11 protein-coding genes are annotated in these 12,760 nt (G+C 67.8%); 9 read left to right on the top strand and 2 right to left on the bottom strand.

Annotated features, from left to right (window positions below; all coding sequences use genetic code 11):
* Positions 1-38: 38 nt before the first annotated feature.
* Entirely contained in the window at positions 39-1,568 is a 1,530-nt protein-coding gene (locus tag BGO20_RS06260) for a UxaA family hydrolase (RefSeq protein ID WP_291661832.1), read from the top strand.
* Positions 1,569-1,673: 105 nt separating this feature from the next.
* On the top strand, positions 1,674-2,066 hold the full coding sequence (locus tag BGO20_RS06255; protein ID WP_291661834.1) for a hypothetical protein: 393 nt from the start codon (positions 1,674-1,676) through the stop codon (positions 2,064-2,066).
* A gap of 10 nt (positions 2,067-2,076) precedes the next feature.
* Here the strand turns inward: BGO20_RS06255 and BGO20_RS06250 are convergent, their stop codons facing one another.
* Positions 2,077-3,261, bottom strand: a complete 1,185-nt coding sequence (locus tag BGO20_RS06250) for an aminotransferase (RefSeq protein WP_291661836.1) — start codon at positions 3,259-3,261, stop codon at positions 2,077-2,079.
* Positions 3,262-3,370: 109 nt separating this feature from the next.
* Here BGO20_RS06250 and BGO20_RS06245 point away from each other — a divergent pair, with 109 nt between their 5' ends.
* The 3 genes from BGO20_RS06245 (at position 3,371) to BGO20_RS06235 (ending at position 6,209) form a co-directional block, all read left to right on the top strand.
* A complete protein-coding gene (locus BGO20_RS06245; RefSeq protein WP_291661838.1) occupies positions 3,371-4,153 on the top strand; it encodes an SIR2 family NAD-dependent protein deacylase in 783 nt (260 codons plus the stop codon).
* A 172-nt stretch (positions 4,154-4,325) separates the two neighbouring features.
* Entirely contained in the window at positions 4,326-4,940 is a 615-nt protein-coding gene (locus tag BGO20_RS06240) for a cold-shock protein (protein ID WP_440144231.1), read from the top strand.
* Between the two features lie 261 nt (positions 4,941-5,201).
* Positions 5,202-6,209 (top strand): HD-GYP domain-containing protein, encoded by a 1,008-nt coding sequence (locus BGO20_RS06235; protein ID WP_291661840.1) that lies wholly within the window; start codon positions 5,202-5,204, stop codon positions 6,207-6,209.
* 4 nt (positions 6,210-6,213) lie between these two features.
* Here BGO20_RS06235 and BGO20_RS06230 read toward each other — a convergent pair whose 3' ends face one another.
* Positions 6,214-6,564, bottom strand: a complete 351-nt coding sequence (locus tag BGO20_RS06230; protein WP_291661842.1) for a HesB/IscA family protein — start codon at positions 6,562-6,564, stop codon at positions 6,214-6,216.
* 100 nt (positions 6,565-6,664) lie between these two features.
* Here BGO20_RS06230 and BGO20_RS06225 point away from each other — a divergent pair, with 100 nt between their 5' ends.
* The 4 genes from BGO20_RS06225 (at position 6,665) to BGO20_RS06210 (ending at position 12,754) form a co-directional block, all read left to right on the top strand.
* Positions 6,665-7,906 carry a deoxyguanosinetriphosphate triphosphohydrolase gene (locus BGO20_RS06225; protein WP_291661844.1) on the top strand — a complete coding sequence of 414 codons (1,242 nt, stop codon included), beginning with the start codon at positions 6,665-6,667 and terminating at the stop codon, positions 7,904-7,906.
* Between the two features lie 35 nt (positions 7,907-7,941).
* The gene (gene argS / locus BGO20_RS06220) at positions 7,942-9,708 is read left to right on the top strand and encodes an arginine--tRNA ligase (RefSeq protein ID WP_291661846.1); all 1,767 of its coding nucleotides are present in this window, start codon (positions 7,942-7,944) and stop codon (positions 9,706-9,708) included.
* A gap of 99 nt (positions 9,709-9,807) precedes the next feature.
* Positions 9,808-11,418, top strand: a complete 1,611-nt coding sequence (locus BGO20_RS06215) for an SPOR domain-containing protein (protein ID WP_291661848.1) — start codon at positions 9,808-9,810, stop codon at positions 11,416-11,418.
* Between the two features lie 241 nt (positions 11,419-11,659).
* Positions 11,660-12,754: a TRAP transporter substrate-binding protein gene (locus tag BGO20_RS06210; protein ID WP_291661850.1), complete on the top strand. Its 1,095-nt coding sequence runs from the start codon at positions 11,660-11,662 to the stop codon at positions 12,752-12,754.
* The last annotated feature ends 6 nt before the right edge of the window (positions 12,755-12,760 follow it).

The following is a 12,760-nucleotide window of genomic DNA, read 5'->3' as shown; positions in this document are numbered from 1 at the left end:
ACGCCGTATGCTGCGGTGAGAGGGATCTTCGGTTCGCCATGCTCGACAAATCCGCGCCGCCTCGAACGCTCAAGCTCAACGCCGCCGACAATGTCGTCGTCGCCGTCGATCCGGTGGACGTTGGCGTGACCGCCGCCGGCGTCGAGGCGCTGAAGCGCATCCCGCGTGGGCACAAGATGGCGATCGCCCCGATCGCGAAGGATCAACCGATCCGCAAGTTCGGCCAGATCATCGGCTTCGCCACGGCCGACATCGTGCCGGGCGACTGGGTGCACGAACACAATACCGGCTTCCACGCCTTCGAGCGCGACTATGCCTATGCCGCCGAGGCCAAGCCGGAATTCGTGCTGCCCGTGGAGCAGCAGGCGACCTTCGAGGGCTTCCGCCGCGCCAATGGCAAGGCCGGCACGCGCAACTATGTCGGCATCCTGACCTCGGTGAACTGCTCGGCCTCGGCCGCGCGCTTCATGGCCGAGGAGGTCAAGCGCTCCGGCTTGCTCGCCGACTATCCCAATGTCGACGGGGTGATCGCGCTGACCCACGGCACGGGCTGCGGCATCGACTACAACGGCGAGAGCTTCGAGGTGCTGAAGCGCACCACCTGGGGCTATGCCTGCAATCCGAACATGGCGGCGGTTCTGGTCGTCGGACTCGGCTGCGAAGGCTTCCAGATCAGTCGCATGAAGGAGGCCTACGGCGTCACCGAGAGTGACGTCTTCCGGACGCTCACGATCCAGGAGACGGGCGGCACCAAGAAGGCGGTCGCCGCCGGCATCGAGGCGCTGAAGGTGATGCTGCCGATCGCCAACCGGGCGAAGCGCGAGACGGTGCCGGCCTCCGAGCTGATGCTGGCTTTGCAGTGCGGCGGCTCGGACGGCTATTCGGGCATCACCGCCAACCCGGCGCTGGGCGCCGCCGTCGATGTCCTCGTCGAGCATGGCGGCACGGCGATCCTCTCCGAGACGCCGGAGATCTACGGCGCCGAGCATCTGCTGACGCGCCGGGCCGCGACGCGCGAGGTCGGCGAGAAGCTCGTCGACATCATCAAATGGTGGGAGGACTATACCGAGCGCGCCCGGATGAGCATGAACAACAACCCCTCGCCGGGGAACAAGGCGGGCGGGCTCACCACCATCCTGGAGAAGTCGCTCGGCGCGGCGGCCAAGGGCGGCACCAAGACGCTTTCGGCGGTTTATCACTATGCCGAACCGGTGAAGGCGAAGGGTTTCGTCTACATGGATACGCCCGGCTACGATCCTGTCGCGGCGACGGGGCAGGTCGCAGGCGGTGCCAACATCCTGGCCTTCACCACCGGCCGTGGCTCGGCCTATGGCTGCAAGCCGACGCCTTCGATGAAGCTCGCGACCAATACGCCGATCTACGAGAAGATGATCGACGACATGGACATCAATTGCGGCGACGTGCTCGACGGCGTCTCGCTGGAGCAGAAGGGCCGCGAGATCTTCGACAAGCTGCTCAAGGTCGCCTCGGGCGAGCGGACGAAGTCCGAGGAGCTCGGCTATGGCGACGCCGAATACGTGCCCTGGCAGATCGGCGCGACGATGTAGATCTCAGCCGGCCGGTTGAACCGGATGCACGGCTGACGCGACCAAGATCCGGGCCGGCGCCGCAGTCCTGCGGGCCGGCCGTCTTTCTGTCGGCTGGGGGCATCCATGCAGCGCATTCTTCTCGTTACCGTCCCGCGCGTCCTGCTCGGGCTCATCTTCCTCGTCAGCGCCGTCGACGGCTTCTGGTGGCTGGCGACCGGGACGACGCTCATCCACCCGCCGACCAGCGAGCGTGGTGTCGTCTTCGAGACGGCGCTGCAGAATTCCGGCTTCCTCTGGCCCTTCGTCAAGGTCGTCAACCTGGCCGGCGGGCTGAGCCTGCTGCTCAACGTCGCGCCGGCCTTCGGCCTTGCGCTGATCGCGCCGGTCATGGCGGTGATCGTTCTGTTCCACGCCACCATCAACCCGCAGGGCCTGCCTGTCGCGGCGATCCTCGTGGTGCTGGGCCTGCTGCTGGTCTGGGCCTATCGCGATCGCTACGCGGCGATGTTCCGCTGACGCGGCTGCTTCAAGCCGACAATCCGGCCAGGCGCTCGCCGAGCAGGCCGATCCGGTCGGCCGCGACATTGGCGATGGCGATCCGCAGGTGATCCTCCTGCCCGGGGCCGAAATAGGGGCCGGGCAGGGCGAGCACGCCGCGCTCCTCCGCCAGCCGCCTGGCGACGGCGGCTGCCCGCGCGCCGGCGAAGGGATGGGCGACATAGGCGAAGTAGGCACCGGCCGAGAGCACGCGCCAGCCGTTCAGCGGCGCCATCGCCTCGCGGAACAGGCTGGCGCGGGCGTTGATCTCGGCGCGGTTGCGCTCGCGCCAGGCGCGGATACCGTCGATGCCCCAGGTCACGGCGGCCTGGCCGGCTCTGACCGGGCTGATCTGCACGCAGTCGAGCACCTTGCCGATCTGGGCGATGACCCGTTCCCCGGCCGTGATCGCGCCGAGCCTCCAGCCCGGGACGGCGTAGGCCTTCGAGAAGCTGTAGAGACCGATCACGGAATCCTGCCAGCCGCTTGCGGCAAACATTTCATGCGGTCTGGCAACGCCTTCGGGCAGGAAGTCGCGATAGGTCTCGTCGAGCACCAGCCACAGGCCGCGTCTTGCGCAGAGCGCCGCGAAGGCGGCGATCGTCTCCGGCGGATAGACGGCGCCGGTCGGATTGTTCGGCGTGACCAGAACGATGGCGCGCGTGCGCTCGTCGATCAGTGCCTCGGCCGTTTCGACATCGGGTACGAAGCCGGATCCGGGCGTGCAGGGCAGCGGGCGCGGCTCGACGCCGAGCATGGTCAGCGTCATCTCGTGATTGAAGTACCAGGGCGTCGGCAGCAACACGTTGTCGCCTGCACGGGCCAGCGCCATCATCGTCACCACATAGGCCTGGTTGCAGCCGGAGGTGATCGCGATTTCCGCCGGGGCGAAGGCGGTGCCGTAGATCCGGGAGATCTCGGCGGCATAGCGTTCGCGCAGCGAGGCGTCGCCGGTGATGCCACCATAGCGGGCGCTGCCCGGCTCTGCCGCCGCGTCCGCCAGCTTGCGCAGCAGGGCATCGGGCGGGGGCGAGCCCGGCACGGCCTGCGAAAGGTCCACGAGCGGTCCGCGGCTGCCGTCATAGGCACGCGCCCAGCCCTGCGCCTCCGGGATGGGCGGGGTGCCGGTGTCGAGAAGGTCGGGGTTCAGCGCGGCGGGCGAGGACATCGGCATGGTCTGTCTGCTTTGCGGCGGCGCGGGCCTTGCGTCAATCGCCTTGGAACCGTCGCAACGCCTCGCCATATCGGGCGAGGCTGCCATCTCCAGCGACCGGGTGAAACGAATGCATGACGAGACCGAGGATGCGATCGCCGAACTCCACGCCATGCTCGACAGGGCGGACAGGATCGTCAGCTTCACCGGCGCCGGCATCTCGACGGAATCAGGCGTGCCGGATTTCCGTTCGCCCGGCTCGCCCTGGATGGTGAACAAGCCGATCCCGTTCGAGGCCTTCGTGCAAAGCCGCGAGGCGCGCATCGAAGCCTGGCGGCGCAAATTCGCGATGGACGACCATTATCGTGACGCACAGCCCAATATCGGCCATATCGCGCTGGCCGCGCTGGTTGCCGACGGGCGCTCGCCGGCGATCGTCACGCAGAACATCGACGGCCTTCACCAGGCCTCTGGCGTCGCGGGCGAGAAGGTCGTCGAGCTTCACGGCAACGGGACGTATGCGACCTGTCTGGACTGCGGCTGGCGCCACGAGCTCGCGGCGATCCGCCCGGTCTTCGAGGCGACGGGGGAGCCGCCGGTCTGCCTGATGTGCGCGGGACTGGTGAAGTCGGCGACCATCTCCTTCGGCCAGGCGATGCCGCAGGAGCAGATGATGCGGGCCCAGGCGCTGGCGCTGGAATGCGACCTGTTCCTGGTCGTCGGATCGTCGCTGGTGGTGTTTCCGGCGGCGACGCTGCCGGTGATCGCGAAGCGCCAGGGCGCGCGGCTGGTGATCCTCAACCGCGAGCCGACCGAACTCGACCCGATCGCGGATCTGGTGATCCGGGCGGATAGCGGCAGAGCGCTGGCGCCTCTGGCGTCCGGCCCGGGAGGCCCGGCAAGACAGGGCTGACGCTCCGCCGCGTCATGGGCGGCAGAGGCCGGACCGGCGCAAATATCAGGGTCTCACGGACATTTCCCGGCCACAGATCATGTGGACGAAAAGATGGGGGCTGTTTCCCGAATCCGCAGCGGTGCTATCGTCGTGCAACGAATCAAGATGTTGTGCGTGGGGTGAGCGGCACATGACCGACGAATTCGGTGAGAGCGGGCGGCCACCGATGGGTCCGATTCAATCACTCAACCGCATCGTGCGGCTCGACGGCTCCGGTCAGGGGACGGCCGAGGTCGCCATCGAGATCGCCGGATACGTCAAGTGGTTCGACGTCTCGAAAGGCTACGGCTTCGTGGTTCCCGAGACCGGCGGGGCGGATATCCTGCTCCATGTCACCATCCTGAAACGTGACGGATTCAACGCGATAGCCGAAGGTGCTCGCATCGTGCTCGAAGCGGTGGAGAAGGCGCGCGGGCGCCAGGCCGTTCGCGTTCTCTCGATCGACACCACGGTTGCCCGGCATCCTTCCGAAATGCCGCTCGCCCGCACCAACGTCTCCGTCGCCGCGACCAGCGGGCTGGAACGCATGGTGGTGAAGTGGTTCAACCGGCTGCGCGGTTTCGGCTTCGTTTCGAAGGGCGAGGGCGCGCCCGATGTCTTCGTGCACATGGAAACGCTGCGCCGCTACGGGCTCGTCGAGCTGATCCCCGGCCAGACCGTTCTGGTGCGCTACGGGCCGGGACCGAAGGGGCTGATGGCAGCCGAGATTCGCCTGGAGTCGGGCGGGGTCGCCGCCGCGCACTGAGCGGATTGAGAATTCGGTAAGCACGCCGGCAAAGAGATCGCATCTTGCCGGCGTTTTCATGGGTCTGCGCGGCATTTGGGCAGATTCCGGCCGCGATTTTTACACTTCGTCAATCGGCTGCGCTAGGATTGGCTGGTCAGCCGGAGACCATGCGTCATCGTCCTTCTGTTCAGCGATCGTGATCAGCAGCGCCAGCCGCTGCAGCGCATGCTCTCTGTCTGGGGGGCGTGCAGAGCCTTCAGCCCCGCCGAAATCGAGCAGATGCGCGCGGCGGCCGGGCGCTTGCTCGTCGTCGATCTCGACCTCTCGCAGCCCAAGCTGATCGGCTCGGCGCGCGGTGCGCTGGCGGCGCATCGGCAGGCCGGCACACCGGCTCTCTTTCTCTTGCGGGACATGTCGCCGCGCAGCCAGATGCAGGCGAACGCGCTCGGAGCGCAAGCCATCCTGCCGGCGGAGGCACAGGCGCCAATTCTGCTCGACAAGGTCGGCGCCATGCTCGGTCTGCTGCGTGAGGACACGCCGAACGCGGTTCTGCAGAAGCGATTCGTCAGGGCATCCGCCGCTCTCGCAGGACTGCTCGATGCCGCCGGCTCCGGCGGGCCGCTGCCGGTCGAGACGATCGACGACAGTGTCGAGGCGATCAATCGGGCGGCCGATGGCGGGGATCTCGACGTCTGGCTGGATCTGGTCTGGAAGCACGACGATGCGACCTACCAGCATTGCCTGCTGGTCTCGGGCCTGGTCGCCGCCTTCGCGCGCAAGCTCGGCTTCGGCGAAAGCGACCGGCGGCTGATGACGACGGCAGCCGTGCTGCACGATGTCGGGAAGGCGCGAATCCCACTCGGGATCCTGCGCAAAGAGGGCCCGTTGACGGCGGAGGAGCGCGGCGTGATGCGCCAGCACCCGCAAATCGGCCACGACATGCTGGTGGCCCAGGGCGGCTTTTCACCGGCCGTGCTAGCGGCCGTGCTCTCCCATCACGAACTGCTCGATGGCTCTGGCTACCCGCAGGGGCTCGGCGCCGACAGGATATCCGATCCGGTCCGGATCATGACGATCTGCGACATCTATGCGGCACTGATCGAGCGGCGCTCCTACAAGCCGCCGATGGCACCCGCGGACGCCTTCGCGACGCTGGTCGGAATGGGCGGCAAGCTCGACGTCGACCTCGTGCGCGCCTTTGGCGACGTCGTTCTGGGCGCCTCGGTCAAGCGACTGGACAGGCTGGCCACGCCGCCCGGCGCCGGCGGGGCCGAAGAGGCGGCCTGAAAGGCTAGATCGCGAAGGATGTGCCGCAGCCGCAGGAACTCGTCGCGTTCGGATTGGTGATCCGGAAGGACTGGCCGACGAGATCGTCGACGAAGTCGATCGTGCAGCCTTCGAGCAGGTCGAGCGAGGTTTCGTCGATGAGGACGGTGGCGCCGTCGCGCTCGATGACGAGATCGTCCGGCGCCTTTTCCCGCTCGACGTCGAAGACATATTGAAAGCCGGAACAGCCGCCGCCGGAGACGCTCACGCGCAGCATCGATCCCGGAGGTTCCTGCGCCATCACGGACAGGATTCGCCTGGCGGCGCTTTCGGTCACTTCGATTCCGCGCGGCTTGACCGCGAGATCGGTCGACATATTCGGGGCTCCCTGGGCAGATGCGCCTTGCACCCTTGCTGCCCGGAAAGGTAATGGCCCGGCAGCGCCTCCACAAGCAGGCGGGCGCGACGAGGCCGCCATGCCGCAATCACAAGGCTCGTTCCCGCCAGCCGGCCACGAACCCGGAGAGCGCTGGCGCGCGCCCTATGCCTGCCGCTCCAGCCGGAGCCGCGGGCGCCTGATCGGCGAGCCTGCCTCGGCCACGCGCGGGGAGTTCCAGCGCGATCGCGACCGCATCATCCATTCGACCGCCTTCCGTCGGCTCAAGCACAAGACGCAGGTCTTCGTCTCGCATGAAGGCGACCATTACCGCACGCGCCTGACCCATACGATCGAGGTGGCCCAGATCGCGCGTGCGCTGGCGCGTGCGCTCGGCCTCGATGAGGATCTCGCCGAGGCGCTGGCGCTGGCCCACGACCTCGGGCACACGCCCTTTGGCCATACCGGCGAGGATGCGCTGGAAGAATGCATGGCCGGGTTCGGCGGCTTCGACCACAATGCGCAGACCCTGCGGATCGTGACCCGGCTCGAACGGCGCTATGCTGATTTCGACGGGCTGAACCTGAGTTGGGAGACGCTGGAGGGGCTGGTCAAGCACAACGGGCCGCTGCTCGACGGCGAAGGCCGGCCGACGGCGCGCTATGCGAAGACCGGCATCCCGGCGGCGATCTTCGAATACCAGCATCGCCAGGACCTTTGGCTCGACAGCTACGCCTCGGCCGAGGCGCAGGCTGCCGCGCTTGCGGACGACATCGCCTACAACGCCCATGACATCGACGACGGGTTGCGCGCCGGATTGTTCGGCCATGCCGAACTGCGCTCGGTGCCGTTCCTGGCGGAACTGCTCGACGAGATCGCGCGGCTGCACCCGGGGCTGGAAGCGCCGCGGCTGACCAACGAACTGGTGCGCCGCATCATTACCCGCTTCGTCGAGGACGTGATCGGCGAAGCGCAGGCGCGCCTCGCGCGGCTCGCTCCGGTGGATGCCGACGCGATCCGCCGGGCGGCGGCGCCGGTCGTCGCCTTCTCCTCCGCGATCGAGACGGCGGACCGGGACATCAAGGGTTTCCTCTATCCCAACATGTATCGGCATCCGCGGATCGCGCCGATCCGGGCCCAGGCCGCGCAGGTGGTGCGAGAGCTCTTCGCCCGCTTCCGCGCCGAGCCCGGGGCGATGCCGCAGGAGTGGGCGGCCGGATGCGACGGGCTCGACGAGGCGCGCCGCATGCGCCGCATCGCCGACTACATCGCCGGCATGACCGACTGGTACGCGCTCGACGAGCATCGCCGGCTGTTTGACGTCACCCCCTCGCTGCGATAGGGCCGGGCGGCTTCTCCCTCACGATCAAGACCGCGATGAATCTGTTCGAGACCTATTCCGCCCGCCTCCACGCCGCCCTTTCGGTCCTCGCCGAGCGCGGCGCTCTTCCGGCCGGGCTCAATCTCGGGCGCGTCGTGGTCGAGCCGACCAAGGATCCGGCGCATGGCGACGTCGCCACCAATGCCGCGATGGTGCTCGCCAAGGAGGCCGGCAGCAATCCGCGCGCGCTTGCGGCGCTGCTGGTCGAGGAGCTGTCGAAGGACGCCGAGATCGCGAAGGCGGAGATCGCCGGACCCGGCTTCATCAACCTGACCCTGCAGCCTGCCGTGTTCACCGCGGTGCTGAGATCGGCGATCGCGGCGGGCCTCGACTACGGGCGCGGCGCGCCGAAGCCGGATCCGAAGATCAACGTCGAATACGTCTCGGCGAACCCGACAGGGCCGATGCATGTCGGCCACGGCCGCGGCGCGGTGTTCGGCGACGCACTGGCAAGCCTGCTTGCCTTCGCCGGCCACGACGTGACGCGGGAATACTACATCAACGATGCCGGCGCGCAGGTCGATGTGCTCGCGCGCTCGGCCTTCCTGCGCTACCGCGAGGCGTTGGGCGAGGATATCGGCGCGATCCCCGAGGGTCTCTATCCCGGCGACTACCTGGTATCGGTCGGCAAGACACTGGCCGAGCAGTATGGCGACGCGTTGCGCGACAAGGCCGAGTGGGACTGGCTCCCGCTCGTCCGGCAGGTGGCCATCGACGGCATGATGGCGATGATCCGCGACGATCTCGCCGCGCTCGGCGTCGTCCATGACGTGTTCTTCTCGGAGCGCTCGCTGCAGGGGCGGGACGGAAATACCAACGCCGTGCATCAGACGATCGAGGATCTGCGTTCGCGCGATCTCGTCTACGAAGGTCGCCTGCCGCCTCCCAAGGGCCAGAAGGACGAGGACTGGGAAGATCGCGAGCAGACCTTGTTCCGCGCCACCCGGTTCGGTGATGACGTCGACCGCCCCCTGCTGAAGTCCGACGGCAGCTACACTTATTTCGCCAACGACATCGCGTATCACCGCTCGAAATTCACGCGCGGCTTTGCCGAGATGATCGATGTCTGGGGCGCCGACCATGGCGGCTATGTCAAGCGCATGCAGGCGGCGGTGAAGGCGGTGACGAACGGGCAGGGCTCGCTCGACGTCAAGCTCTGCCAGCTCGTCCGGCTGCTGCGCAACGGCGAGCAGGTGCGCATGTCCAAGCGCTCGGGCGATTTCGTCACGCTGCGCGAGGTGATCGACGAGGTCGGCCGCGACGCGGTGCGCTTCATGATGATCTTCCGCAAGAACGACGCCACGCTGGATTTCGATCTCGCCAAGGTGGTCGAGCAGTCGAAGGACAACCCGGTCTTCTACGTGCAGTACGCGCATGCGCGCTGCGCCTCGATCTTCAGGCAGGCGCGCGAGGCCTTCCCGGATCTCGATCTCTCGCCGGCCGCATTGTCGCAGGCCGACCTTTCCATCCTGACGGACGAGGCGGAGGTTGGTATCGTCAAGTCGATCGCCGCTTATCCGCGGTTGATCGAGGCGGCGGCAGCGGCGCACGAGCCGCATCGCGTCGCATTTTTCGTGCATGAACTGGCGAGCGCCTTCCACTCGCTCTGGAACAAGGGCAAGGACTCGCCGCAATTACGGTTCGTTAATCAAACTGATCGAAAGTCGACCTTGGCAAGATTGGCGTTCGTGCACGCGGTGCGCAGCGTCCTTGCTTCCGGTCTGGCTGTCGCCGGAGTTGCGGCGCCGGAAGAGATGCGCTGACGGTCGCTTTTCCGCTGGCGCGCACAAGGTCAGGTTGACCGCACAGAGTTCCCGGTTCTTCCATAGGAGGAAACGGCTTGTGCTGGAATGGATCATGCCATGAGTGAGCCAGCTAGGAATCGTTTCGCGCTCGATCTCGAAGATCTCGAGCGCCAGCTCCGGAGCGCCGGGCAGGGGCAGCGCCCCGCGCAGTCGCCCGATCCGCTGGCGGAGCTGACCCGCATCGTCAGCCAGGACGACCCGCTCAGGGACATCTTCGCCGAGCGGCGGCCACAGGCCGCGCAGCCGGCGATGCGGCAGGAACCCGGCCTCTCCGTGGTGCTGCCGCGCCCGGCCGCCGCGCCGCCGGCCGTTTCCGAACCGCCGGCCGAGATGCGCGGCGCGCTCGATGAGTTCGAGGCCCTGCTGCGCCGGACCGAGCCGGAGCGGCGGATCGCGCCTGCGCCGGCAGATCCGTCTTGGCCGCAGCAGCAGTATCAGCCGCAGCCACAATATCAGCCGGGGCCCGCCGCGCCGGCCGAGGATTACGTCCAGCCAGCGCCGGCGGCCTATGCGCGGCCGATGCCGGTGCAGGGCGCCCCGGAGCCGCGCGATCTCGACGAGGCGCAGGGCTTCTACCAGGAGCCGGTCTATGAGGCCGACATGCCGGCCCACGGCTATGCCGCCGGACAGGCGACCTACCAGCCGGAATATGCCGAGGACGACCTGCCTGACCTCGAGCCGCGCCGTTCGCGCAAGGGGCTGTGGGCCGCCGCCGCGGTGATCGCTGTGGGCGTCGTCGGCGTCGGCGGCGCGATGCTGCTGCGCGGCGGCTCGTCCGCGACCTCCGGCCAGCCGCCGGTGATCGCGGCCGATAGCGGCCCGGTCAAGGTCGAGCCGACGAATCCCGGGGGCACCGAAGTCCCGAATCAGAACAAGCAGATCTACGAGCGCTCGGCAGAGGCGCCGCAGGGTCAGACCAAGCTGGTCGACAACCAGGAGCAGCCGGTCGATATCCAGCAGGCCGCCCGCTCGATGCCGGCGCGGGTCGTGCTGCCCGGGCCAGGCTCCGCCGCGGGCGAGGCGAGTGCGGCCCCGGCGCTGAACGCAGGCGCGGCGCAGCCGAGCATCGTGATGCCCGAGCCTGCCCTGACGCCGATGCCGGCCGTGCCGGGCCTCGGCGAGCCGCGCAAGGTTCGTACGGTCTCGATCCGCCCCGACGGCACTCCCGCGCAGAATGCGGCCGCTGCCGATGCCAATGGCAGCCGTCCGCTCGCCACCGGGTCCGCACCGAGCCGTTCGATCGCGGCGGCTCCTGCGGGAACGAGCCAGCCGGCCGCCGCGCCGCCGGCTCCGAAAGCCCAGGAGCGCGCCGCGACGCCGTCGGCGACCACGCCCGTCCCGCCGATGCGCCTCGCCAGTGCGCCGCTTGCGGCTGCGGCGCCTCCGCCGGCTCCCGCGAATGCCGCTATCCGCGCCGGCACGGGCGACTTTGTGGTTCAGCTCGGTGCGCCTGGCAGCGAGGCGGAAGCCAAGGCGACCTTCACAGCGCTGCAGCGCAAATACCCGCAGCAGCTCAACGGCCAGTCGCCGATCATCCGTCGGACGGAGCTCGCTGGCGGCAAGATCGTCTACCGGCTGCGCGTCGGCCCCTATTCCCGCGATGGAGCGACCTCGATGTGCTCGCAGCTCCAGGCCGCGGGCGGGCAGTGCTTCATCGCGAAGAACTGAGACCGCGATCTCCGATCCTCGACAAGGCAGCGCCCTCCTGGGCGCTGCTTTTTTCGTCGGCATCGCCTTGACCTGCTGCTCCTCCAACGGGGCCGCGGATCGCTCCGAATCGCCGCACAGCGCATCGCGACGGCGCGTCGGGCGCTCTTGCCGCGTCCCGACCTGCATGCGAGTTAGGCGCCAACGATGCTCCCGCGGCGCTCGCCGTCCTCGCAAGGGAGCATCGATCGGAGGACTGCCCATGGATCGTCGTCAATTCGTCAAGGTCACCGGAGCGGGAGCCGCGGGCAGTGCCGCCATTGCCGCGCCCGCGCTCGCACAGTCGCAGCCCAAGATCAGCTGGCGCCTGACCTCGAGCTATCCGAAGAGCCTCGACACGCTCTACGGCATCTCGACCCATGTCGCGAAGCGCGTCGCCGAGGCGACCGACAACAACTTCCAGATCCAGGTCTTCGCGCCGGGCGAGATCGTGCCGGCGCTGCAGGCGCTCGATGCCGTGCAGAACGGCACCGTCGAATGCAGCCACACCCTGTCGAGCTTCTATATCGGCAAGGACCCCGCCTTCGCCTTCGAGACCTCGCTGCCTTTCGGCTTCAACACGCGCCAGCAGAATGCCTGGCTCTATCAGGGTGGTGGGCTCGAGCTCTGCCGCGCCTTCATGAAGACCTACAACATCCACACCATTCCGTCGGGTAACACGGGCGCGCAGATGGGCGGCTGGTTCCGCAAGGAGATCAAGTCGCTGGAGGACTTGAAGGGCCTGAAGTTCCGCATCGCCGGCCTCGGTGGGCGGATCATGGCGCGTCTCGGCGTCGTGCCGCAGACCATCGGCGGCGCCGACATCTACCCGGCGCTGGAGCGCGGCACGCTCGACGCCGTCGAGTTCTCCGGCCCCTACGACGACGAGAAGCTCGGCTTCGTGAAGGTTGCCAAGTACTATTACTATCCCGGCTTCTGGGAGGGGAACGCCAATGTCAGCTTCCTCGCCAACCAGGACAAGTGGAACGAGCTGCCGGCCTCCTACAAGGCGATCGTGGAAGCGGCCTGCGCCGAGGCCAATGCGCTCTGCGTCGCCAAGTACGACCACAACAATCCCGACGCGCTGATTCGCCTTGCCGGCACCGGCGCGGAGCTGCGGCCGTTCCCGCAGGAGGTGATGGCGGCGGCGTTCAAGGAGGCTTTCGCGATGTATGGCGAGCTGGCCGCCAGCAACGCCAATTTCAAGACCTTCTATGATTCCTTCCTGCCGTACTGGAAGAAGGAGCAGCTCTGGTTCCGCATCGCCGAATTGCCCTTCGACGCCTTCAACGCGCAGAACTACCAGCAGGTGAAGTGACAGGCG

Source organism: Allobosea sp. 67-29, assembly GCF_001898115.1.
Lineage (GTDB): Bacteria > Pseudomonadota > Alphaproteobacteria > Rhizobiales > Beijerinckiaceae > Allobosea.
The sequence above is the reverse complement of the archived record's forward strand: the minus strand, read 5'-3'. Positions and strand labels throughout refer to the sequence as shown.

Coding starts and splice junctions, on each gene's coding strand:
- argS (WP_291661846.1), top strand. CDS start 7,942: ATGAATCTGTTCGAGACCTATTCCGCCCGCCTCCACGCCGCCCTTTCG.
- BGO20_RS06260 (WP_291661832.1), top strand. CDS start 39: ATGCTCGACAAATCCGCGCCGCCTCGAACGCTCAAGCTCAACGCCGCC.
- BGO20_RS06225 (WP_291661844.1), top strand. CDS start 6,665: ATGCCGCAATCACAAGGCTCGTTCCCGCCAGCCGGCCACGAACCCGGA.
- BGO20_RS06215 (WP_291661848.1), top strand. CDS start 9,808: ATGAGTGAGCCAGCTAGGAATCGTTTCGCGCTCGATCTCGAAGATCTC.
- BGO20_RS06235 (WP_291661840.1), top strand. CDS start 5,202: ATGCGCGCGGCGGCCGGGCGCTTGCTCGTCGTCGATCTCGACCTCTCG.
- BGO20_RS06245 (WP_291661838.1), top strand. CDS start 3,371: ATGCATGACGAGACCGAGGATGCGATCGCCGAACTCCACGCCATGCTC.
- BGO20_RS06210 (WP_291661850.1), top strand. CDS start 11,660: ATGGATCGTCGTCAATTCGTCAAGGTCACCGGAGCGGGAGCCGCGGGC.
- BGO20_RS06240 (WP_440144231.1), top strand. CDS start 4,326: ATGACCGACGAATTCGGTGAGAGCGGGCGGCCACCGATGGGTCCGATT.
- BGO20_RS06255 (WP_291661834.1), top strand. CDS start 1,674: ATGCAGCGCATTCTTCTCGTTACCGTCCCGCGCGTCCTGCTCGGGCTC.
- BGO20_RS06230 (WP_291661842.1), bottom strand. CDS start 6,564: ATGTCGACCGATCTCGCGGTCAAGCCGCGCGGAATCGAAGTGACCGAA.
- BGO20_RS06250 (WP_291661836.1), bottom strand. CDS start 3,261: ATGCCGATGTCCTCGCCCGCCGCGCTGAACCCCGACCTTCTCGACACC.